The 22,939-nt window shown below is 43.2% G+C and carries 23 protein-coding genes and 1 pseudogene; 9 read left to right on the top strand and 15 right to left on the bottom strand.

Annotated elements, in window-relative coordinates:
- The first annotated feature begins 153 nt into the window (after window positions 1–153).
- The 4 genes from ACMXYO_RS06280 (at window position 154) to ACMXYO_RS06265 (ending at window position 4,325) form a co-directional block, all read left to right on the top strand.
- Window positions 154–1,167, top strand: coding sequence for an amino acid ABC transporter substrate-binding protein (locus ACMXYO_RS06280; RefSeq protein WP_415884114.1), 1,014 nt, complete (start codon window positions 154–156; stop codon window positions 1,165–1,167).
- A 77-nt stretch (window positions 1,168–1,244) separates the two neighbouring features.
- Window positions 1,245–2,426: an amino acid ABC transporter permease gene (locus tag ACMXYO_RS06275; protein ID WP_415887678.1), complete on the top strand. Its 1,182-nt coding sequence runs from the start codon at window positions 1,245–1,247 to the stop codon at window positions 2,424–2,426.
- A gap of 15 nt (window positions 2,427–2,441) precedes the next feature.
- Window positions 2,442–3,542 carry an amino acid ABC transporter permease gene (locus tag ACMXYO_RS06270; RefSeq protein WP_415887677.1) on the top strand — a complete coding sequence of 367 codons (1,101 nt, stop codon included), beginning with the start codon at window positions 2,442–2,444 and terminating at the stop codon, window positions 3,540–3,542.
- Between the two features lie 12 nt (window positions 3,543–3,554).
- On the top strand, window positions 3,555–4,325 hold the full coding sequence (locus tag ACMXYO_RS06265; RefSeq protein ID WP_415887676.1) for an amino acid ABC transporter ATP-binding protein: 771 nt from the start codon (window positions 3,555–3,557) through the stop codon (window positions 4,323–4,325).
- 70 nt (window positions 4,326–4,395) lie between these two features.
- Here the strand turns inward: ACMXYO_RS06265 and ACMXYO_RS06260 are convergent, their stop codons facing one another.
- A complete protein-coding gene (locus ACMXYO_RS06260) occupies window positions 4,396–5,052 on the bottom strand; it encodes a glutathione S-transferase family protein (protein ID WP_415887675.1) in 657 nt (218 codons plus the stop codon).
- A 104-nt stretch (window positions 5,053–5,156) separates the two neighbouring features.
- On the opposite strand from ACMXYO_RS06260, the gene ACMXYO_RS06255 reads away from it, so the two are divergent.
- Complete coding sequence (locus ACMXYO_RS06255; protein ID WP_415887674.1) at window positions 5,157–6,020, top strand: LysR substrate-binding domain-containing protein; 864 nt, start codon at window positions 5,157–5,159, stop codon at window positions 6,018–6,020.
- Here the strand turns inward: ACMXYO_RS06255 and ACMXYO_RS06250 are convergent.
- From ACMXYO_RS06250 to prmB, 4 genes are all read right to left on the bottom strand, one after another.
- Complete coding sequence (locus ACMXYO_RS06250; RefSeq protein WP_415887673.1) at window positions 6,007–6,738, bottom strand: lytic transglycosylase domain-containing protein; 732 nt, start codon at window positions 6,736–6,738, stop codon at window positions 6,007–6,009. The two genes, ACMXYO_RS06255 and ACMXYO_RS06250, sit on opposite strands and share 14 nt — an antisense overlap.
- Before the next feature lie 47 nt (window positions 6,739–6,785).
- On the bottom strand, window positions 6,786–8,045 hold the full coding sequence (locus ACMXYO_RS06245) for a threonine/serine ThrE exporter family protein (protein WP_415887672.1): 1,260 nt from the start codon (window positions 8,043–8,045) through the stop codon (window positions 6,786–6,788).
- A 91-nt stretch (window positions 8,046–8,136) separates the two neighbouring features.
- Window positions 8,137–9,228 carry a chorismate synthase gene (aroC, locus tag ACMXYO_RS06240; RefSeq protein ID WP_415887671.1) on the bottom strand — a complete coding sequence of 364 codons (1,092 nt, stop codon included), beginning with the start codon at window positions 9,226–9,228 and terminating at the stop codon, window positions 8,137–8,139.
- A 44-nt stretch (window positions 9,229–9,272) separates the two neighbouring features.
- Window positions 9,273–10,202: a 50S ribosomal protein L3 N(5)-glutamine methyltransferase gene (prmB, locus tag ACMXYO_RS06235; RefSeq protein ID WP_415887670.1), complete on the bottom strand. Its 930-nt coding sequence runs from the start codon at window positions 10,200–10,202 to the stop codon at window positions 9,273–9,275.
- A gap of 65 nt (window positions 10,203–10,267) precedes the next feature.
- Here prmB and ACMXYO_RS06230 point away from each other — a divergent pair, with 65 nt between their 5' ends.
- The gene (locus ACMXYO_RS06230) at window positions 10,268–10,819 is read left to right on the top strand and encodes a Smr/MutS family protein (protein WP_415887669.1); all 552 of its coding nucleotides are present in this window, start codon (window positions 10,268–10,270) and stop codon (window positions 10,817–10,819) included.
- Here the strand turns inward: ACMXYO_RS06230 and ACMXYO_RS06225 are convergent, their stop codons facing one another.
- The 3 genes from ACMXYO_RS06225 to ACMXYO_RS06215 form a co-directional block, all read right to left on the bottom strand.
- Window positions 10,820–11,716, bottom strand: coding sequence for a patatin-like phospholipase family protein (locus ACMXYO_RS06225; RefSeq protein WP_415887668.1), 897 nt, complete (start codon window positions 11,714–11,716; stop codon window positions 10,820–10,822).
- 64 nt (window positions 11,717–11,780) lie between these two features.
- Window positions 11,781–12,611: a DUF4892 domain-containing protein gene (locus tag ACMXYO_RS06220; RefSeq protein ID WP_415887667.1), complete on the bottom strand. Its 831-nt coding sequence runs from the start codon at window positions 12,609–12,611 to the stop codon at window positions 11,781–11,783.
- Window positions 12,612–12,648: 37 nt separating this feature from the next.
- Window positions 12,649–13,494, bottom strand: coding sequence for an alpha/beta fold hydrolase (locus ACMXYO_RS06215; RefSeq protein WP_415887666.1), 846 nt, complete (start codon window positions 13,492–13,494; stop codon window positions 12,649–12,651).
- 97 nt (window positions 13,495–13,591) lie between these two features.
- On the opposite strand from ACMXYO_RS06215, the gene ACMXYO_RS06210 reads away from it, so the two are divergent.
- On the top strand, window positions 13,592–15,373 hold the full coding sequence (locus ACMXYO_RS06210; RefSeq protein WP_415887665.1) for a Wzy polymerase domain-containing protein: 1,782 nt from the start codon (window positions 13,592–13,594) through the stop codon (window positions 15,371–15,373).
- On the opposite strand, the gene sixA is transcribed toward ACMXYO_RS06210, so the two are convergent.
- The 5 genes and pseudogenes from sixA to dinG all read right to left on the bottom strand — a co-directional run bounded on the left by sixA (window position 15,356) and on the right by dinG (window position 20,845).
- On the bottom strand, window positions 15,356–15,808 hold the full coding sequence (sixA, locus tag ACMXYO_RS06205; protein ID WP_415887664.1) for a phosphohistidine phosphatase SixA: 453 nt from the start codon (window positions 15,806–15,808) through the stop codon (window positions 15,356–15,358). The genes ACMXYO_RS06210 and sixA overlap by 18 nt on opposite strands.
- Window positions 15,805–16,833: an NAD(P)H-dependent glycerol-3-phosphate dehydrogenase gene (locus ACMXYO_RS06200; protein ID WP_415887663.1), complete on the bottom strand. Its 1,029-nt coding sequence runs from the start codon at window positions 16,831–16,833 to the stop codon at window positions 15,805–15,807. The genes sixA and ACMXYO_RS06200 overlap by 4 nt, the downstream gene beginning before the upstream one ends.
- 22 nt (window positions 16,834–16,855) lie before the next feature.
- Window positions 16,856–17,080 carry a hypothetical protein gene (locus tag ACMXYO_RS06195; protein WP_415884097.1) on the bottom strand — a complete coding sequence of 75 codons (225 nt, stop codon included), beginning with the start codon at window positions 17,078–17,080 and terminating at the stop codon, window positions 16,856–16,858.
- 325 nt (window positions 17,081–17,405) lie between these two features.
- Window positions 17,406–18,713: pseudogene (locus ACMXYO_RS06190) on the bottom strand (DEAD/DEAH box helicase); the annotation flags it as partial.
- A gap of 11 nt (window positions 18,714–18,724) precedes the next feature.
- A complete protein-coding gene (dinG, locus tag ACMXYO_RS06185; RefSeq protein WP_415887662.1) occupies window positions 18,725–20,845 on the bottom strand; it encodes an ATP-dependent DNA helicase DinG in 2,121 nt (706 codons plus the stop codon).
- Between the two features lie 144 nt (window positions 20,846–20,989).
- On the opposite strand from dinG, the gene lexA reads away from it, so the two are divergent.
- On the top strand, window positions 20,990–21,598 hold the full coding sequence (gene lexA, locus ACMXYO_RS06180; RefSeq protein ID WP_415888076.1) for a transcriptional repressor LexA: 609 nt from the start codon (window positions 20,990–20,992) through the stop codon (window positions 21,596–21,598).
- Window positions 21,599–21,600: 2 nt separating this feature from the next.
- The gene (locus ACMXYO_RS06175) at window positions 21,601–22,059 is read left to right on the top strand and encodes a cell division inhibitor SulA (RefSeq protein ID WP_415887661.1); all 459 of its coding nucleotides are present in this window, start codon (window positions 21,601–21,603) and stop codon (window positions 22,057–22,059) included.
- A gap of 92 nt (window positions 22,060–22,151) precedes the next feature.
- On the opposite strand, the gene ACMXYO_RS06170 is transcribed toward ACMXYO_RS06175, so the two are convergent.
- Together ACMXYO_RS06170 and ACMXYO_RS06165 are read right to left on the bottom strand one after the other, a co-directional pair.
- Window positions 22,152–22,406: a hypothetical protein gene (locus ACMXYO_RS06170; RefSeq protein WP_415887660.1), complete on the bottom strand. Its 255-nt coding sequence runs from the start codon at window positions 22,404–22,406 to the stop codon at window positions 22,152–22,154.
- A 5-nt stretch (window positions 22,407–22,411) separates the two neighbouring features.
- A complete protein-coding gene (locus tag ACMXYO_RS06165; RefSeq protein ID WP_415887659.1) occupies window positions 22,412–22,936 on the bottom strand; it encodes a DUF6586 family protein in 525 nt (174 codons plus the stop codon).
- Between the last annotated feature and the right edge of the window lie 3 nt (window positions 22,937–22,939).

The following is a 22,939-nucleotide window of genomic DNA, read 5'->3' as shown; positions in this document are numbered from 1 at the left end:
AAACTACAACCAAAGTCTAATTTTACTACCATTTTCGATGTATTCTTCTAAGTTTGTTAGGAACTGGAATTTTTACCTACGCTTACTACTACAGATAACAAAAACAAGACAGTTTTGCGGCGTATATAGCCTCAGAAAGGATGGAGAAACATAATGAAATTACTTACCTCGGTTGTTGCTACAGGTATGGCACTTGGTTTAGCGTTTGGTGCTCAGGCAGGCACCCTAGAAGATGTTCAAAAAAGAGGCAGCGTATCTTGCGGGGTAAGTACTGGCCTTGCAGGTTTTTCTCAGAAAGATGAGAACGGTACTTGGAGCGGTCTTGATGTAGACGTATGTCGTTCTGTTGCTGCTGCTGTTCTAGGTGACGCAAGCAAAGTTCAATACAAGCCTCTTACAGCTAAAGAGCGTTTCACTGCACTTCAGTCTGGTGAAATCGATATTCTTTCTCGTAACACTACTTGGACGCATACGCGTGATACTTCTCTAGGTCTTAACTTTGCTGGCGTTAACTACTACGACGGTCAAGGTTTCATGGTTTCTAAAGACCTAGGCGTAAAAAGTGCGCTAGAACTAGATGGTGCTGCTGTATGTATCCAAGCAGGTACAACAACAGAGCTTAACCTTGCTGATTACTTCCGTGCTAACGGTATCAGTTACAAGGCAATCACTTTCGATACCTCTGACCAAACACGCTCTGGTTTCGAAAGCGGTCGTTGTGACGTCCTAACATCAGACCAATCTCAACTATATGCTCTACGTATAGGCCTAAAAGACCCTTCCGCAGCGATGGTACTGCCAGAAGTTATCTCTAAAGAGCCTCTAGGCCCTGTTGTTCGTCAAGGTGACGACGCATGGTTTAACGTAGTTCGTTGGTCTCTAATGGCGATGGTAGAAGCTGAATTCCTAAAAATAGACAGTGCTTCTGCTGATAAAGCAAAAACTGAAGGCAACCCTTCTCAGAAACGTTTGATGGGTTCTGAAGGCGATGCAGGTCAGAAACTAGGTATCCCGGCTGATTGGGCATATAACATTGTGAAGCAAGTTGGTAACTACGCTGAAAGCTTTGAGCGCAACGTAGGCCAGGGTTCTCCGCTTAAAATTTCCCGTGGTCTAAACGCCCAGTGGAACCAAGGCGGTATCATGTACTCTTCACCAGTACGCTAAGGAAGGATCAAAAGAGGGGCAATTTTTTGCCCCTCTGCTATGTTTACTAATAACCTTCTGAAGATAAGTGCTTAATTATGTCTGAAAAGCCACAGGTGAAGTCTTCACCCTCCTTCTTCAACAACCCTAGAAACCGTTCGATTATTTACCAGCTGTTGTTACTAGCAGGCTTGGGATATTTCTTTTACGGTATTATTTCTAACACGCTGGCTAACTTGGAAGCCCGCGGTATCAAAAGCGGTTATGACTTCCTATTTACGACCGCTGGTTTCGATATTCTGATGTCATTGGTGCCCTATGATGCTACGCATACATATGGTCGTACATTTATTGTCGGTTTATTAAATACCATTCTTGTTTCGACAATCGGGATCATTCTCTCGACAATCGTAGGCTTTATTATGGGCGTTGCGCACTTCTCCCATAACTTGCTCATCCGCAAAATTGCCGTTGCTTATGTTGAGACCTTCCGAAATATTCCACTACTACTTCAGATTTTCTTCTGGTATTTCGCAGTGTTGGCAGCGCTACCGAGTGCTCGGCAAAGTTTGAGCCTTGGGGAAGTAATCTTCTTAAACGTTCGTGGACTCTACTTCCCAGGACTTAATGCAGAAAGTGGTGCAAGCATTGTTTATGCTGCGATTGCTGCTGCCATTGCCTCTATCTTTGTGCTCAAACGCTGGGCTAAGAAGCGTCAGGATGATACGGGTCAGCAATTCCCGGTTTTAAAAGCCAGCCTAGCAATTCTGTTTATTTTGCCGCTTGTAGCACTGTTTGCAGCAGGTGTGCCTTTCACTTGGGATTTCCCCGAGCTTAAAGGTTTCAACTTCCGCGGCGGTGTAACCGTTATCCCCGAACTTATGGCTCTGGCTTTAGCGCTAACCGTATATACAGGAGCATTTATTGCGGAAGCAGTAAGGGCAGGTGTTCAAGCCGTACCCCACGGTCAAACTGAAGCAGCGCGTAGTATCGGATTGAAAGAGAGCAAGATCATGAAATTGATCGTTGTTCCTCAAGCGATGCGCGTTATTGTGCCGCTCCTTAACAGTGAGTATCAGAGTTTGGTAAAAAACTCGACTCTGGCAACTGCGATAGGTTACCCCGACCTATTCACCGTGTTTGTTGGCACGACGCTTAACCAAACAGGTCAAGCGATCGAGATCGTATTTATGACAATGGCTGTCTATTTTGTCGTAAACATGTCCATTTCTTTTGTGATGAACCGCTTCAATGCAAGCGTTTCTCTAGCTGAACGTTAATCGGGAGTGATTGAAATGAAAGAATTTAAACCACTACCCGATCAACCAGCACCGCGTGATACCGTAGGTCTAATTCATTGGATCAGAGATAATTTCTTTGACTCAATATCCAATTCAATTGCGACACTACTTATCCTTGCTGGCTTGGTGACAGTTATTCCACCTCTGGTCGATTGGCTATTTATCTCTGCCAATTGGGCGGGCGCTACTCAAGACGCTTGCACTAAAGATGGTGCTTGTTGGGTGTTTGTTAAAGCTTGGTCCAAACAGTTCTTCTATGGTAGCTACCCTGCAGAAGAAATTTGGCGTATCAATGTCTGTTTAATAGCACTAGTCGGAATAATAACCGCATCTAATATGCTGAGTAAGGAACTGCGCAACAAGGTCGCTATTCCTCTTTTCTTAGCACTACCTTTCCTATCTATTTTGATTTTGGATGGTAGCTGGATTGGTTTGGAATATGTTTCCACTGATTACTGGGGCGGTTTCTCACTGAACGTTTTACTGGCGGCTGCGAGTATTATCGTTGCCTTCCCATTAAGCTTTTTATGGGCTTTGGGGCGTCGTTCTGATATGCCCTTTATAAAAAGTGTGAGCATTGTACTGATTGAGTTCTTCCGTGGCGTACCCGTTCTGGCCCTGTTCTTTATGGGTTCAGTAATGTTGCCACTGTTTTTCCCTGAGGGAACAAACGTCGACAAACTCGTGCGAGTATGGATTGTACTAACGCTCTTTATGTCTGGTTATATGGCTGAGGTATTCCGAGGCGGTTTTCAGGCTGTACCTAACGGGCAGTACGAGGCGGCGGATTCACTGGGTCTAGGTTTTTGGCAAAAAACCTTGCTGATCATCCTACCTCAGGTCATCAAGATCTCTATGCCAAACATTCTGGCAACATTTATCATGCTCTTCAAAAATACGACGTTCTTATTGATCATCGGTATCTTTGAAATGTTGAGTACGACTCAAACAGCACTGGCAAATTCAAGTTGGTTAGGCGGTCATTCTACTGAAGGTTACCTTTTTGTAGCCGTAGTCTTCTGGATCTGCTGTTTCAGCATGTCCATGATCAGCGCATCAATTGAACGTAAACTCGACACAAGCCATAAGAACTAAGAGGTTTTCCTTGTGAGCATAGAACACGAACAAAATATCGAAAACAACGACGATATCATCGTTATCAAGGACCTCAACAAATGGTATGGCGAGTTCCACGTATTAAAAGATATCAATCTACGCGTTAAAAAAGGCGAGCGTATCGTTATCTGTGGCCCTTCAGGCTCAGGTAAATCAACCATGACTCGCTGTATCAACCGACTGGAAGAGTTTCAACGCGGCTCTCTTACCGTTAACGGCGTAGAGATGATAGAAGACGTGAAGAATATCGAAGCTATCCGTCGTGAGGTGGGTATGGTATTTCAGCACTTCAACCTATTTCCTCATCTGACTATTCTAGAAAACCTAACGTTAGGCCCTATCTGGGTTCAGAAGAAACCTAAGAAGGAAGCCGAAGCAATCGCAATGAAGTATTTGGAAAGGGTTAAAATTCCTGACCAAGCGAACAAATTTCCAGGCCAGTTATCAGGTGGTCAGCAACAGCGTGTAGCTATCGCTCGATCCCTGTGTATGAACCCTGAAATTATGCTTTTCGATGAGCCAACATCTGCACTTGATCCTGAAATGATCAAAGAAGTATTGGACGTAATGATCGAGCTAGCCGAAGAAGGCATGACCATGCTTTGCGTAACCCACGAGATGGGCTTCGCAAAGAAAGTCGCTGACCGAGTGATCTTTATGGATGCTGGGGAAATTGTGGAACAAAACACTCCAGAGGAGATTTTCCACAATCCGCAAACAGATCGTTTACAGCTATTCTTAAGCCAGATATTGGATCACTAATACAAACCAACTTTCCAGCGAAAGCAAAGCCGCTTACCTGTATTACAGCTAAGCGGCTTTTTTTAAAAACTTACTCTAGTGGCTCCCCTGCTTCATCTTCGTCAACCACTTCGGTTTCCTGCAGGGCATCATTTACCCAAGCCTGAAGAGCTGGATGTTGAAAGACTGTCTGAACATAATCAAATGATTGAGGTGATAGCTCAATACCATAAGTCAAAAACCTCAAAACAGCTGGAGCGAAAAACACATCAACAATAGTAAAACTACCAAATAACCAAGGCCCTGTTTGTTTATGTGTAGTTCTCAATTCTGCCCAAATAGCATCCATTCTTTTTACATCTTGAATTGCTGCTTCACTCAGTTCTAACTTTCGCTTAGCTCGGCAGTTCATCGGCATCTCGTTACGTAACGCATTAAAGCCAGAGTGCATTTCACTGACGATAGCTCGTGCTTTGGCCCGTTCAGACATATCACTCGGCCATGCAGCACCATCTAGATAACGCTCATTAACATACTCGCAAATAGCGAGAGAGTCCCAAACATTCAATTCACCATCGAGCAATACAGGCACTTTAGCTACGGGCGTATGCTGTTTTAACGTTTCATAAAACTCTTCAGTAAATAGGTTTATTTTGAGTTCATCAAATTCGACCTGAAAAGCTTTGAGCATCAACCAAGCTCTTAATGACCAAGACGAGTAGTTTTTATTGCCAATGATTAACTGCATAACATCCTCCGTATCTAGGCCCAAGATTGTGGCAACTTGCTTTCTATCTGACTAACGAATAGTTTTGATAGCTCCTATTCGAAATATTGATGGATATTCCCTGTATGGATATAGATGCACTTCGTAGCTTTATCGCTTTTGTGGATACTGGAAGTTTCACTCGCGCGGCGAAACAGACCTTTCGTACGCAAAGCGCAATCAGCATGCAGATGAAAAAATTAGAAGAGGAAACAGGCCATAGCCTATTTACCAAAGAAGGGCGTAACCTTTCTTTAACCAACCAAGGCCAAGAACTGGTCAGTTATGCTAGAAGACTTATCGCACTGCATGACGAAGCCATTGGACACTTTTCACATACTCAAGCTCAGAGGCCATTAAGAATAGGATGCCCTGATGATTATGCGGAATCTGTGCTCCCAGAACTATGCCAGCTCATCAATAAGAAACTTCCAAATTTAAACTTAAATATCGAATGCAATTGCAGTGGCAAACTACGTTCAATGCTGGATTCGGGTGAATTAGATATCGCCATTCTCACTCGCGCTCCAGATGGCGATGAAGGCTTTGTACTTAAACACGATGTCGGTGTTTGGGTACATGGAGGTTATCCAGAACTGCTAGAGCAATCACCACTGCCTTTGGTGCTATTCGAACCAGATTGTAAATTTCGTACCACAGCGGTTGATGGCTTGGAAAAGCAAGGGCTCAATTATCGTTTAGTTTGTGCTTCTTCTAGCTCAACAGCACTAAAAGGCTTATTAAGAGAAGGTCTAGGTATCAGTGCTATGGCGACTTCAAGCATCAGTAAAGATTTAGTAATTATTGATGAGAAACGTTTACCCCCTCTACCCTCTGTCGATATCGTCCTCGCGATTGCACCTAGGCCACACCCTATGTTCGGCTCAGCTGTAGCGACTGAATTGAGTACAATCTTATTAGAACAGAGCGAGAAAACTACAACGCTTTAGCGTAGCGCTCTTTTAGGATAGCGACGCGCTCAACATAGGCTTGGGTTTCAGCATAAGGAGGCACGCCATTATAGCGCGTCACAGCACCTGGGCCTGCATTATATGCAGCAGTACTAAGGGTTAGGTCACCAGAGAAATTTTGTAAGAGCTGGGCTAAGTACTTAGTCCCACCCTCGATATTTTGATTAGCATCCATGCTATTTTTAACACCAAGATCTTTCGCTGTTGCAGGCATTAACTGCATCAGACCTTGCGCACCTGCTCTAGAGACGGCATTAACCCGAAAAGCCGATTCAGCATGTATGACGGCGCGGACTAAGGCTTCATCCACAGCGTACTTTTTTGCCATCGCTTTTACTTGATCACTATGCGCTTTTACATTTAATGGTGTGGTATGCCAATTTACAGTTGAAGCGACACTGCATGCAAAACAATCAAACCTCAGAACTTCAAATCCTATATTCAACGGTATTTGATCTGAGAATGACAATACCCCGTCGTCATTACGATACTTATAAACTTTTTTGAGTGAAGAAGAATTTTTATTGGTGTAGTTAACCTTCCTCTGCTTATCGCTGAGGTTGGTATATTCGACCCGTCCATCTGGGTGTACTATTTTCCGAATTTCACCCGCAATAAGATTTATTGGTGTTAGCGAAACAAAAACACCAATTATCGTTAGGACCGCGGTTGAAGCAATAGCTTTCCATATTTTCATAAACAGCAGTTTAGCAGCTATTAATCTCGGAGGTTAACCCTTCCCCATCACAGCTCTTTAGGGGGAAGAATTAATGAGGAAAACAGCAACCCCGTTACAAGTGCAATAGCAACAAAACTCATGCTAAAAGCCGTATCGATCCCTTCAAGCACATTCTTCTCAACCATAAGTGAGAGGCTCTGAAAACCAACACTTCCAGGTACCAGTAAGATAATACCCGGCATCAACATGACAGCTCGGGTAATCCCTGAAATACGCTCAAATAAATTAGCCACTAAGCCAGTAATAAATGCACCAATAAAAGCACCTAATACCTGACCGAAAAGCTGAGCTCCATACCATGTTGCTGCAAAAGCGATGCAGCCACCTAGGACTACCCAATGCATATCAACTGGACGGCTCTGGAAAAGAAAGCATAGCCCGATGCCTGCATAGGCGATTGATAGCCATAGACTCCAGTCAGGCAGATACCATTCAAAGGTCACTGGTTGTGCTGGAAATAAGCCTGTTCCAATAGCGTTTCCAATGGCTACGCCAAAGCCTATCTGTAAGAAGATAGTACCGGCATAAACCAATCGTGCTGTTCCCGAAACCATATTTTGCCGAGCAAGTTCGGCTACTGCAGTGGTCAACGGCAAACCAGGGACTAACACAATTACCCCTGCAACCGTGGCTATATAAGGCGATGACAACCACCCCAAACTGGCGACAAAATTGGCCACTAATGCCGATAAAATTGCCGATAAAGTCGGAAATAGGTATTTCAGCGAATCGGTTCTTAGAAATTTAACCGCGATCAAGGCAGTAAGCATGCCGATAAAAAAAGCCACCAGCATCTCAGCTACGGCACCACCTAAAAGGTGAGCAATACCCGCTGATAAAAGAGCAAACCCGGCCATCTGGCCTTTAACACCAAACCTCGCACCTGAGTTAGCGATAGCTTTAAGTTGGTGAGCCCCCTCTGACACCGTGATAGATTCAGACATGACATTCCGAACCACCGTGTTTACTTGTATCTGCCTCTCAAGGTTTACCTCGCCTTGATCAACACGGAAAACATAGGTTTTAGGTTCAGGCTCTTCTGGGTGTGAGAAGCTCATTATGAGGTTAGTAGGCTGTGCTAAACACTGCACCCCAAAACCAAGAGTCTCACCCACACGTTTCATCGTATTTTCTAGCTCATAAGCGGTCATTCCATAGGTATGTAGCGCTTTAGCTAAACGCAGCATAAAACCCACCGGCAAGGTTCTTGGCGGAAAGTTGGGCTGTTTATCTAATGAGTAGTGATCAAGCAGATCAAACGACATAACGGCTTTGAATCCTCTATAGCCCTAAAACAAAAAAGGATAAATTATCGCTAATTTATCCTTTCCTAGATTCGATTGGCGAATTTTAATATCAGGTGATAACAGGTATCTCAGATTTAACATCTGCGTTTTGTGCTCGATCACGTAGTAAGTGATCCATCAACACAATTGCCATCATCGCTTCGGCGATTGGTGTCGCTCGAATACCTACGCAAGGGTCGTGACGACCTTTAGTCACAACTTCAATCTCTTCACCACGGCTGTTAATACTGCGTCCCGGCAAACGTAAGCTAGAAGTCGGTTTCAACGCAATATGCGCAACGATATCTTGACCTGTTGATAGGCCACCTAAAATACCACCCGAATGGTTCGATAAGAAACCTTCCGGTGTCATCTCATCCCTGTGCTCTGTGCCTTTTTGGGCAACACAATCAAAGCCATCACCAATCTCAACACCTTTTACAGCGTTGATGCTCATCAAAGCATGAGCAAGATCTGCATCAAGTCGATCGAAAATCGGCTCACCTAAACCAACTGGAGCGCCTGAAGCCACTACAGAGATTTTCGCACCTACAGAGTTACCCTCTTTTCTAAGCGCATCCATGTAAGTTTCCATCTCAGAAACGGCTTCAGCATCTGGCGAGAAGAATGGGTTGTTCGGTACTTCGTTCCAATCAAAGTTAGCTTCGTTAATGGCAATAGGACCTAATTGAGATAGGTAACCTTTAACTTCGATACCTTTAGACGCTAAATACTTTTTCGCAATAGCACCTGCTGCAACGCGCATCGCAGTCTCACGCGCAGATGAACGGCCGCCACCACGGTAATCACGGAAACCATATTTATGCGTGTAAACGTAGTCAGCGTGAGCTGGACGGAACGTCTCTTCTATATTGGAGTAATCTTTAGAACGTTGATCGGTATTTTTGATCAACAAGCCAATTGGAGTACCTGTAGTTTTTCCTTCGAAGACACCCGATAAAATCTCTACTTCATCAGCTTCACGACGCTGAGTTGTATGACGAGATGTACCCGGCTTACGGCGATCTAAATCTAACTGCAGATCAGCTTCAGAAAGCTCGATGCCTGGAGGGCAACCATCAACAATACAGCCAAGAGCCTTACCGTGGCTCTCACCAAATGTAGTGACTGTAAACAGCTTACCGTAACTATTTCCTGACATCGCAGTATTCCATCCAAAACGTTCTTAAAAATTCAGGGGCGGGATTATACCAAACAATCCCGATGTTGGCGCAGTTCCTTAGCAGTAATCGCAAACACACCATTACCACCGCGTTCAAACTCTAACCAGATTACAGGAATCTGTGGGTATTTCTCCATCATGTGCACTTCACTATTACCCACTTCAACCACCAAAAGGCCATCTTCAGTTAGATAATCATTCGCTTGTGCAAGAATCTGACGGGTAATATCCAAACCATCAGGACCAGAACCTAATGCGAGTTCTGGCTCATGATCGTATTCCTCCGGCATTGAAGCCAAATCGCTTTCGTCCACGTAAGGAGGATTACTAACAATCAGATCATACTTCTTACCCTGTAAGTTAGAAAACAGATCACTTTCAATAGCTTGAACACGATCACCCATCTCATGCTTAGCAATATTGATGTTAGAAACATCGATAGCATCAGAAGAGATATCGGCCAAATCGACTTCCGCTTCTTCGAAGGCATAAGCGCAGGCTAAACCAATACAACCACTACCCGTACACAGGTCCAAAATACGTTCAACCGGACCTTCTCGCAGCCATGGGCTAAATTGACTTTCAATCAACTCAGCAATAGGTGATCGTGGAATCAGCACTCTTTCATCAACAAAGAAAGGCAATGAGCAGAACCAAGATTCACCAATAATGTATGGCAGAGGTCTACGTTCTACCGCACGCTGATGGATAAAAGAGATCACCCGCTCTTTTTCTTCCTCTGTAAGGCGACCATCCAAAACTGCAGGGTTCACATCCCATGGAAGATAAACTGCCCCTAATACTAGCTGAGTAGCTTCATCCCACGCATTGTCAGTACCATGACCAAAATAAACCTTATGTTGCGCAAATTGACTCATCGCATAACGGATGTAATCACGTACGCCGTGTAACTGATTAGTTATAGAGTTTGAAGTTAAAGCTTGCTCGCTCATTCAGTCTGGACCGATATTTTGTTAAATTTAAAGGGCAATATTAATAAAACTCGCACAGGAACACCATGAAAGACCCCCGTGAGAATGAAGACATCGACTTTATGTCGGCAATGGAAGGCGTAACCCGCCATAAGCATGACAAAGCTGATACCCAGATAAAGACATCAAAGAGTGATCTTCATAACAAGCAATACCGTCGCCAAGCTGCTACTCAGCAGGAAGATAAGGTTATCGATGGTTTATCCGATGAAGCGGTAGAGTTGGTGGAATCTAGCGAAGAACTTTTATTTGCGAACCCCGGGGTACAACTTCGTGTTCTAAAACGCCTTAAACAAGGGCATATCCCTTGGGAACAGGGTTTAGATCTTCACGGATACACAGTTGATCAAGCCCGCGATCAGCTTAGTAAATTTATTTTTGAAGCGAGAAGAAACAAGGCGAGATGCGTCATTGTCGTACATGGCAAAGCGCATTCATCAGAAAGCCAGCAAGCAATGATTAAATCTTACGTCAACGAGTGGTTAAAACGCCTAAACGGAGTACTCGCATTCTGTTCCGCACAGGCCAAAGATGGTGGCGCTGGAGCCCTTTACGTTTTGCTTAAACGAGATAAATAGCTAATTGATTGGATCACCGTTTTCTAACGCTTCCAACCTATCTCGCGTTGCAAGCCGCCCATACTCAATGGCCTCTGTTGCACGATGAAATTCATAAAAGCTACATAGGTCTTTAGGAATACGTACAAGTAAATCAGGCGGGTAACCGGCAATTTTATATTCAGCTAAACTCGCCTGCATCACCTCCACAGAGTTAAGTAGGACATCCATACGCCCTCCGATCTCTGTCGGCTGATCGGCAGTAACATCTTCACTGCCTTCAGCAGCATTCACATCTGGCATATGCCATTCATCACTCATACCGCTGCGTTTTAAGTACTGATTACTGGGTAACTTCAGATGACTATGGCTGGAATCACCCGTATTCAAATCTACCGCAATAATAAGATCAGCTTGAGCAGCAACAACGGGGATGATTGGAAGAGGGTTTAGTATGCCACCATCAACCAGCACTCTCCCCTCTTTGACGACGGGAGTAAATAAACCTGGAACAGCAACGGACGCACGAATGGCGTCAAGTAGAGGGCCTTTTTGGTACCAAACCTCTTTTTGATGAGCTATATCAGCAGCCACAGCTGTAAAATCAATCTCAAAATTTTCGATATTAGGCGAACCTAAAATTTCAGCCAACTGCACAAATATTTTGTCGCCACGAATAGCCCCTCGTGACAGGGTAAAATCTAATAACCTAACCACTCTCATCCAGTTGAGGCTGGTTACCCACTCTTTATATTCGTTTAATTTCCCGGCAGCGTGCATTCCTCCCACTAAGGCACCCATTGAGCTTCCTGAGATGGATACGATCTCATATCCTCGACGCTCTATCTCTTCAATCGCTCCGATATGGGCATATCCTCTCGCTCCACCACTACCAAGAACTAATGAAACTGTTGCCATAATGACCTCCTAAGCACTTAAAGCTAGGAAAAATTAAGTTAGCGTTCGATCTCCTTTGAGCTTATTAAAGCTCTTCTTTATAAATCATGATTGTTACATCACCCGTTTTTGACTTTGTTCCAAAAGCTCCAACGGGGTGTACATTCACTTGCTCAGCCAAAACGCCATTAGTGATTAACTTTGTTTTTAACTGATTACCATGCTCCAGCGCACTATTAAGTTTTTCCTGATAGGAACCAGCTGTAAAATCGGCAGAAACAATCCAAATTTGTTGCTTAGGAGTATTTTGAATGAAGGCTAAAAGTTTTTGGAAGCCTTCTTCAGTATCAACATACTCTTGAACCAACTCACTCTTATCTGAAACAGAACGATCAGAAGCCATTTCCAAAACATCTAATCGTAAATAAACTTTTTTGTTGCCTCTCTGGACTGAATACAAAGCGAAGTAACGTTGATTAAGCTTGAAGCTAGCTACTCGTTGAGTGGTATCAATACCGTATAATCTCGAATACTTAAAAATGGTATTCGCCCATTGATTACTGCTACCGCATGCCCGCCCCTCACAATTAAATTGCTCGACTGCTCCCTGCTCCTCTAACTGCGCTGAGAAAAATTGGAATGCTTCATCGGAGGAATGATTTTGAGGAATGCGGTAGGTCAGTTGAAACAATTTACCGTTTAAGCGCTCTTCTTTTTCAGGGGCAATAACGCCATTAATTTTCTCCAACCCACCCAAAACGAAACGGTAATCGGCGTTTTCTATCACTTTATATTGAACAATAGTTGATCGAGGAAAACGCTCAAATGAGCCATAGTCGCCGCTGCCTCTAACATCGGAAGCAGACTGAACATTCATAGAAAAAACAAAAAACAACCAAGGTACTAATAAACGCATTCCATACTCCTGAAAACGTAACACTGATAATGGTGCTTCATGCCCATTGATTTATACGTTCAGCCAACAAAGCTGCAGGTTTAGGCTCTAAGTGCAAATGATGCCCTCCTTCCATATCAATCACTTCGGCATGATAAAAGTCTCTCAACCAAGGATTAATGATGCTATCTGCTGCACCATTCGACCCTCTTATAACTATAGCTTCTGATCTTACGGATTTAACAAAAGAAGAGATCTGAGAAAAACTAAATCGAACCAAAGAAGGCATCATCAGTTTTGGATCATTGCTCCAAATATAGCCTCTTTCCGTTCTTGATAGTCCACGATCTAGGAGAGCTTCTGCCGCTTCTCGAGAAACGGGCCAACGACCATTCATACGAGCCTGAATAGCATCCTCGTAGGTTAAATAAGGGCGTAAGGTTTTCGAAACCATCTTGCTACGCTTAATAACAGCATCTGAAAATAACTGAGGTAATTGCTCCTCTTCATAAAAAAGAGGCGCCAACCCTTCTATCAACATTAATCGTTCGACCCTTTCAGGAAAGGCACTAGCAAACAGCATCGCAATACTCGCCCCCATAGAATGTCCAATAAGGCTTACTTTATTAAGAGAAAGCGCGTCTAAAACAGAGTGAAGATCCGTAACGTTATCCCAAATGTAATAAGGCATTACATCTGGCCGGTGGTCTGATCGTCCATGACCAACTAAATCTATTGCGATTAATCTTATTCCTTTGAGACTTTGTGCTAAGCAATAAAAGCTAGCTGCATTATCCAGCCAACCATGTAACGCAACCGCTGGAGTTCCATCAGGATCTCCATATTCAATAGCTGCGATGGTGTAACCAGGAATATGTATATCAAAACTAACTTTTTGGAGCATAGGTAGAAAAAACCCTATTGACGATAATCAGTTAGGTACTATAAACCGAAATTACGATAAGATCCCAGTTAAAGAAAGTAATTGGAACTTACAAAGCATGACTCTACGACTTGAACTGGAAAAGGATCCTTCCCTGAAAAAGCCACAAAAAGTCTTTTTTGTACTGTTTGGAATAATGTTCCTTGTCGCCCCTTTTTATTACCAACATAACTTGGGAGGTGAAGGGTTAAGTATCCCTCATAACAGTAGCTTATGGATTGTCGCTAGCTGGGTCATTGCTGCTGCCGGCATTCTAATTTATAAAAATGAACAAATCATTTTACCCAGGTACTGGCTAGCGTTGGCTCTACTGCCGTTATGCGCCATTGTTACAAGTTACATTGCAAATAATAATAATCCTGCAGAGTGGTTAGTAAGGCTTTCTGTTATATGCGGAGGATATCTTTTTTTTATAGCTCTTTATCAATTCGAATTAACTTCAAGACAGATAGAAAGAACTCTATATATCCTTTTATCAATGGGGTTAATTGCTGCTACTTATGGCGTTATACAAACTAAAACTCCCCCAATACTGCCAGGCCTTATTCCTCACAGCCCTAAACTGATTCCGATAGGCACGTTTCAACAGGTCAATATCCAAGCAAGTGTAATGGCAACGGTTTTAACCCTCGTTTTTTACTTAGTTGGGCGCCCTTTAAGCAAAAATAAAAACCCTATCATCATAGTTGCCTTAATAATTACTGCCATGGCTGCTAGCTATAACATCGCCTACAGTGGTTCTAGAGTAGGAACTCTCGGAATTACATTAGCATTAACTTTATTATTCATAGGCCGCTGGAAAATATATGCAAAATCAAAGGTCATCTTGACCCTTGTATTAATTGCCTCACTTACCGGAGGCTTAGCGGGCAGTCAGGGTATCGGAGAAACAAAAAATAAATTTGATCGTATTATGAAGCAAGATATCCGCTGGAGCATTTATGAAATATCGTGGGAACTATATACCGAAGCTCCAGTTTTTGGTCACGGGCTTGGTAGCTTTCAAAAGGTTTTTCAGGATAAGCGGGTGGAAGTCCAATCAGAAGGGAAAAATAGCCTAGGTAAATCTCCTAAGTTCACTCACCCTCACAATGAGTTCATATTTTGGCTAATTGAAGGTGGTACCTTTGCTATTTTTGGTATATTAACAGCAGCACTTTATACACTCATCCAATTAACTAAACTTGGATGGCAAAGAGGATTTGGTTACGCGGCTTTGCTCATTCCCATTACTTTACATACCCAGGTAGAGCTTCCCTTTTATATTTCAAATACTCCTTGGTTCTTATTAGTGACAATTTTATTTTTAGTTCACCAATCAGGTAAAAGGACCTATACGACCTCCATATTATCAAAATCCGCAAGCACTACTATCCCTCTAATCACGACTGTTATTACATTAGTTACTACAAATACTCTAGTACAAGCCCAAGTCGGGAATGCAGGATTAATTAATTATTTTCATTCAGGCCAAAAAGCTCCTACTTATCTGCAGTCTTCACTTAAATCACAGTACTTTGAAGAATACGCCACCTTCTTACTGCTACGAAGGAATATGTTTATAGGGATTAGTCAAAATAATCCTGATCCTGCCAAATTGTATGCTCAATGGACAGAAGAAAAGATTAAAGTTAACCCTGCATTGCATTACTACAGAAACTTAGCTATCGCCTATGACTATACAAATCGTAATGTTGAGCGGGATAAGATAATGAAGATTGCGATGAGTACTTATCTGAATAATTTAGATCTGCAGCAGCTTAACCAGCAGTTTATGCAAAAAGACCTTGAAGATAAGAAAAGTAGTGACGTGATCAAACAGTTAGATACGTCGAACTAGGCGGCCAAGCCCAGCTGCTGGCCAATCAGCTTCCAGCTGGGTTATTTCACCACAACTGAATGCCGCAGGATTATTTGAACTCCCTTCACAGCAGATTGCTTCTACATAAGAGATTAAGGGCATATGCGTAACCACGAGTGGACAACGACTTGCAAAGTTTTCTAGAAAGGCTAAAGCAGTCGCAGGATCAGATTCTGGCGTCCAAAACTCCGAAATAAACTGCTCCACCTCACCTAACTGCTGATTAACTATTTCTGCAGTCTGGCAGGCTCTCACATAGGGACTATGGATAACACAATCCACATCTTCAAGATAAGGTGTAGCTACCTCCAATCTTGATGTAAGCCTGTTAACACCCTCAGAAGTTAATTTGCGCTGAGCATCAAATTCAGCAAAAAATTCTGCTTCACCATGGCGCATCAGAAAGAACTTCATGCACCCTCTCGAGGTAGAACAAATTCAACATCTGTACTTTGTTCACTCATCATCAGCATCTTAACAACCTGAGCAACCGGAGCATGATTGAAAACAACCTCATATAAACCTGCAACAAGTGGCATATACACACCCATTGCAGCAGCTTTTTCTTTGACATGCTTGATCGTGTTTACACCTTCGGCAACTTGCCCTAATGCTTCAACGGCTTCATCTAAGGTTTTACCCTCACCTAACGCATAGCCAACACGGTAATTACGACTTAAAGGCGACATACAGGTTACAATCAAATCACCTACACCTGCGAGGCCGATAAATGTCATAGGGTTTGCCCCCATACACACAGCAAAACGACTCATCTCAGCCAAGCTACGTGTCATTAACATACTCTTGGTGTTTTCGCCCATACCAAGTGCCGCACTCAAACCCGCAGCTATTGCGTAAATGTTCTTTAGTGTACCGCCAAGTTCAACACCATAGGTATCTGAGCTAGCATAAACACGGAAGTAAGCACTATGCAGGATATTCTGAACCAAAGTTCGTAAATCCTCAGAATCACTGGCGATTACCGTTGCAGTTAACTGCTTAGCAGCCACCTCTTTTGCCAGATTAGGTCCACTTAAGACACCAATACGAGCATCAGGTACCTCTTCTGTCAGGATCTCGCTCATCAAGCTAAATGTCTTAGCTTCAATCCCCTTGGTTGTACTTACCAGCATCTGCTGCGGCTTCAACCAAGACTTAGCCTGCTCAATAACTTGCCTAAAGGACTGACTCGGAATAGAAACAAAAACTAGATCAGCATCAAGTAGAACATCTTCCAAGGAACTAGATGCAGAGATATTTTTAGAAAGTTGATAGCCTGGGAGGTAACGAGGGTTCTCATGATACTCGTTGATATGATCAGCTCTTTCCTGATCACGTAACCACAAACTAACTTTATGACCATTATCAGCGACAATGTTCGCTATCACCGTGCCAAAGCTACCTGCACCTAGCACTGCAACCTTACGAATATCAGACATAGATAAATTTCGCTTCTATCAACTATTTTTCCGAATCGTCCATACTATCTAGGACTTTATTGACACCTTTAAACAGGTAAATCACGATTAGATAGCCCAAAGCAGCCAAGCCTAAAAAAAGCATAAGCTGCAATGGGTCTTCCGTCCGCTGATAACCTGCCACACCTAAAGCTGCAATGACTGCGCTGAAAACAACTGCAGCAATAGAGGCGATACGATTAGTTTTGTGTTTGTCCTGATCTGTCACTTTCAACATCACTTTCAGGGTTAATTACTGTCTCAACCGAAGATTCTTCAGCTGCAAAAGGCTCAACCGCACTTTCATCAGCTACGTCTTCGTTTGTTTTTTCTTCCACTAGGTCAGCCTTTGGTTCCTGAACAGCTTCAGGCGTTACTTCAGCCGTTTTATCTTCGCCAGTTTCTTCAACCTTTTTCTCTTCAAGCTCTGCTTCGTCAACCGGTGATTGTTCAACGGTTGATTCTTCGCCCTCTGTTTCTGTAACAGGAGCTTCAGCAGTAGTTTCAGGTGCTTCTTCCATTGCAGGTTCAGAAACAGCAGACTTTGGCTCAGCTAAAAGCTCTGCTTCAGGGTGAACACATTCCAGTTTAACGCCTGTTTCAGCTTCAATCTCTGGGATCAGGAAGGAATCATCTTCACATGCGAAGCAGATAGATGCGCCTGTGGCACCGGCACGACCTGTACGACCGATACGGTGAACATAGTCATCAGGGTCTTCTGGCAGCTGATAGTTAAATACGTGAGTAACACCATCAATGTGGATACCACGACCTGCGACATCGGTCGCAACTAGCACCTGAATTTGACCACTGCGGAAATCTTCTAAGGTTCTAACGCGTTTTTGCTGAGGGATTTCACCAGACATAAGCGCTGCTTTGATTCCATCTTTACATAGACGGTCTGCTAGCTTACGCGTCTCATCACGGCGGTTACCAAAAACGATAACCTTCTCCGCGTGATCCTTATCCATGTAATTACGAAGCAAACGATACTTTTGCTCGCCAGAGACTAAATAAACGGTCTGGCTAACATTGTCCGTTGTTTTGATTTCTGGTGCGATCTCGATTTTAACCGCATCCAAAGTCCACTGTTCTGCAAGGTTAAGTACTTCATCCGTAAACGTTGCACTGTAAAGTAGTGTCTGTCGATCACTACCTTTACGCGGCGTGTTACGAACAATAGTTCTTACATCTGGGATAAAGCCCATGCTCAGCATGCGATCCGCTTCATCGAGAACAAGCACCTCAACATTCCATAGGTCGACATCCTTACGATTGATGAAATCAATTAATCGTCCAGGTGTAGCTACTAAGATATCAACTGGCTTACGTTTAAGGTTTTGGCGCTGCTTTTCATAATCCATACCGCCAACAAGGCTAACAATATGTAAACCTGTGTACTTAGCTAGGCCTTTAGCGTCTTCAGCAATTTGCAGTGCTAGCTCGCGTGTAGGCGCAACGACCAAAGCACGAGGTTCTGCTAAACGCGGTTTCTCGTCTAACGGGTAGTCAATCAAATCTGTAACGATACCTAGAAGAAATGCTGCAGTTTTGCCTGTACCTGTCTGTGCTTTGCCAATGATATCTTTGCCAGCAAGTGCAGCAGGAATAGTTTCAGCTTGAATCCCTGTACAGTATTCAAATTTAAGATCATGAACTGCATGAAGGACATCATCCGGCAGATTAAAATCTAAGAAACGTTTTTTACCTTCTACTTCAGGCACGACGAATTGTTCTGGGTTCCAAGACGTAGCTTTAGAGCGGTTGTTGTAACGACGACGTCGTTGAGGCTTACGTGCAGATGAATTTCTTTTTTTGTTTGCACTTTCAGTCTGCTCAACTGATTTATTTTCTGTACTCAATTCAACAATTCCTAAGAAAAATTTCGCCGATAAGGCGGTAAAGCGGCTAAGAGCTGCTTTCCATAACGACGGGTAATAAACCGTCGATCAAGCAATGTTATTTTGCCGCTATCACTCTCAGTTCGTAGTAAACGCCCTGTAGCCTGAGTGAGACGCATTGAAGCCATCGGGATAACCCATTCTTGAAAAGGGTTACGCCCTTGAGATTCTAACCATTCACCATAAGTTGCCTCAACTGGATCATCCGGGACCCCAAATGGCAACTTAGTGATAATTACATGCTTAAGGTAATCACCAGGTAAATCTACACCTTCAGCAAAAGAAGCTAAACCAAAAATAATACTTGGTCTGCTAGCATCGATACGCTCTCGGTGTTGTCGCAAGATTTCATGCTTTGCAAGTTCACCTTGCACAAGAATATCTGCTGTTATACTAGCAGGCATACGCTCAAGAACATACCGCATCTGACGCCAGGAGCTAAATAACACCAACGATGCACTACCCTCCTGCAAGATAGGCAATATCATTGCCGATATCTCTTCATTGTGATCATCAGGATTTCCTGGATCAGTCTTCATTGCAGGAACATGCAATTCGGCCGCATTTTGGAAATCAAATGGACTCATAAAGATATTACAAGGACTATCGGTTGGTATCCCAAGATCAGCATACAGCCGGTCAAAACGTCCTAGCGCGGTTAACGTAGCCGAAGTGATAACAGCACCATAACAATTTTTCCAGAGATGCTCTTGCAAAGTTTCAGCTGCTGACACCGGGCTACTGCAACACTCAATATCGATTCCATCAATACCGTCTACTTTCGCTATCCAGCGTGCCGTAGGCAACCCTGCAGTCGAATCGGATGCAGCGTAAGACTTAGCTAACCAATACATCGATTGCATACGGGATAAAAGCACTCCCATCTGCGGATACCAAGTTTCACAGATAGCTAGGGGCAGATCAGCTAGCTCACCATCCATCCCTTCTTTAAGCAGATCAACAATCTGCTCAAATTTTAAAACGACTCGCTCTGCAGCCTGAGCAAAATTATGAAAGGACAACTGTAATGGTTCAGGAATCATCCCTTGCGCAAAACGATAGCGGTCACTAGGTCCCTGAAGTTTGTCTTCTAGTATTTGATTTAGAAGCAGCTGGACTTCCTTCAAGGCAATTTCCATATCTGCAAAAGGATTAGCCAACTTCTCGATATAATTTCGAAGTACTATATGATCAGACGCATCATTCAATAATTTATTGAGACTGCGCGTCGCTTTACTCATCCAACGAATACTAGATTTGACACGTAAGCTATAAGAGAAATGCCCCGTGGTTTTAGTGCCTAAATGGTGGCCTTCATCAAAGACATAGATGGTATCTTCCGGCGGTGAAAGAATAGCTCCGCCACCAAGAGAGAGATCAGCTAAAACAAGATCGTGGTTGGCAACTATCAGATCCCATTTATCCAATTCTTGTCTCGCCTTAAAGAATGGACAGATTGAAAAGTTGCTGCAACGACGATTTGTACACTGCATATGGTCACTAGTAGACAACCGCCAAACAGCATCAGGCACTGTATTCTTTAAAGAATCCCTATCGCCATCCCACTCACCCGAGGCATAGTGACTGAGTAGAGATTTAACCTCGTCAATATCTGAGGCCTGAAGTTTTTGAGCAACTTCATCTTCATACAATGCAATTTGACCTAACTCATTCTGTTGCTCCAGTACTTTCTCTGCATTGGAAATACAAAAATAACGTCCTCGGCCTTTAGCTAAACCATAAGTCAGATTAATACCGGCATCACTAATCAGCTGAGGGAGGTCTTTAAGAATAAGCTGTTCTTGAAGAGCAACTGTTGCTGTAGAAACAACGACTTTCTTTTTGCGTTGCTGGGCGATAGGAACTGAAGCCAAAAGGTAGGCCATTGTCTTACCCGTACCAGTACCTGCCTCAGTAACACAGATATGCTGACCACCCGTTCTTTCGCCCTCGGAATTGGCAGTAATAGCACCTAGTGTTTTCGCAACCTCCGCAATCATCAACTTCTGGCCATAGCGAGACTTCAATCCTCTGTTATTGAGAAAAGTACTGTAGGCCTGCTGTATTGTTTGCTTGAGTTGCTTATCTAACAAAACCGTAATCCATCAAAAATCTAGTCGAGATTCTACCAGTTCTGGCTGTTTAATAACAAAAATACTGTATAAAAAAACATAAGTTGCTTTACAAACCAAAAATACTGTATAAAAATACACATACTGTATAAACAAACAGACATGATCATGAAGCTGACTAAACGACAAACGGAAGTTCTGGATTGCATAAAGCGTCATATTGGCGATACCGGCTACCCACCTACTCGCGCAGATATTGCACGCGATTTAGGGTTTAAATCAGCCAATGCAGCTGAAGAACACTTAAAAGCGCTTGCCAAAAAAGGCGCTATCGAAATCATTCCGGGTACCTCTCGCGGCATCAGAGTACCTGAATTAGAAGAGGAAAATAGCGGCCTACCTATTGTTGGTCAGGTAGCAGCAGGATCGCCAATACTTGCTCAAGAGCATGTTGAAGATCACTGCACAATTTCCTCTGACTTCTTCCACCCTAAGGCGGATTATCTCTTAAGGGTGAAAGGCAGCAGTATGAAAGATGTAGGCATCATGGACGGTGATCTACTAGCAGTACACCAATGCCAAACAGCAAAGGATGGGCAGATTGTAGTCGCTCGAATAGAAGATGAAGTCACCGTAAAACGCTTCAAGCGTGAAGGTAACATCGTTTATCTAAATGCTGAAAATGAAGAGTTTGAACCGATTGTAGTGGATTTAAACGAACAACCACTGGCAATAGAAGGTTTAAGCGTAGGCGTTATTCGTAGAGGTAACTAACCATGATGGCATTTCACGCAAGCCAAACAGCACCAATCATGCAGAACACATCTGCAAATGAAAAATTTTTCGCTAAGCAGAAGCCAACTAATCAGTTAGCAGGCACGATGACTGAAATCGTTGTCCAAGATGAAAATTTTTCTAACATCCCAATGTTGATGCCATTGCTTGCACAACTAAGTCAGGATGATCGCTGGTTTGTGTGGATTGCTCCGCCAGTTCTGTTACCGAAAAACCTTCTGATTGAAGCTGGCATTGATCTTAATAAAGTCATTCTGCTAAACCCAGATAACAAACATAGCACCTTTGAGCTTGCTAAACAGGCCCTAAGCACTGGCACTAGCCACGCTGTCATTTCATGGCCTGGATACTTAAACGATGAAGAGTTTAACGACTTAGAAAGCGCCGCTAAGAAAGGTCAAAGTCATGGAATTATTATTAGACGCCGTCAACATAGCTAAGGGTATTTCTCTAGCTGGTTAAGGCGCCTAACCGAAGTAATATCACCCCAATAATGAGCTTTACCCTAGAGGAGCTCATTATCGGAGCTTAATTAATGGATAGTTGGTGGAATTTCTTCTTCAGGCTCTTTTTCTAAGCCCACCCCAGATTCTGCCATCATCTGAATGCCTGCAGTTAACATAACGCGAGCGACATCTAAATATTGATCACTTAATTGTTCTTTAAGCGCATCAGAAAAATTAACTTTAATAATCGGCTCTTCATCGCTATCCATATTTCGGATTGCTAAGCCGCCTTCATCAAGTTCGATTATTTCAAGTACAGTCTCGGGTGTTAGTCCTGACACTTAATTTACCACTCTTGCATGCCTTCTCTAAGGCGATTAACTAATTCAGACAGTGAATCAAACCAAGTTTGATACTCAGTAATGATTTCACCATCCTCTGCATGATCAGGATTGATCTGCAACACATGTATTTCAGAAACACTGCTAGTTTCAGTCACAGTCTGTTTAGCATCAGAACCATGCCAGCATGCTTCATAAGCAGACATCATTTTATGCAACCAAGATGAATCATCGGACTCTAGGTTGCTTAACTGTCTCAATTCAGGGCTTTCGACGCCAGTCTTACCCATTTCAGCAGCTAACGCACGATAACCTCGAAAGGTTTCCGTATCGACTTTATACCATTCAGCAATTTCGCGTAAAAATGCATCGTAGGCTGACGTCAGGTGGAATAACACTGATTCGTTATAAGACTCTATCAATGCATGCTTACTCCAACTGGTGTCATCTTGCGCTTTTTTAAGCTGCTCTAGATGAAGTCGTGTAAAGCTCAACTTTTGATTCGTGCGTCCCTGATATATACCGCTCATAAA

The sequence above is a fragment of the Neptuniibacter sp. QD37_6 genome (genome assembly GCF_047778085.1).
In the GTDB taxonomy this organism is placed as follows: domain Bacteria; phylum Pseudomonadota; class Gammaproteobacteria; order Pseudomonadales; family Balneatricaceae; genus Neptuniibacter.
This window is presented reverse-complemented; position numbering and strand designations above follow the sequence as displayed.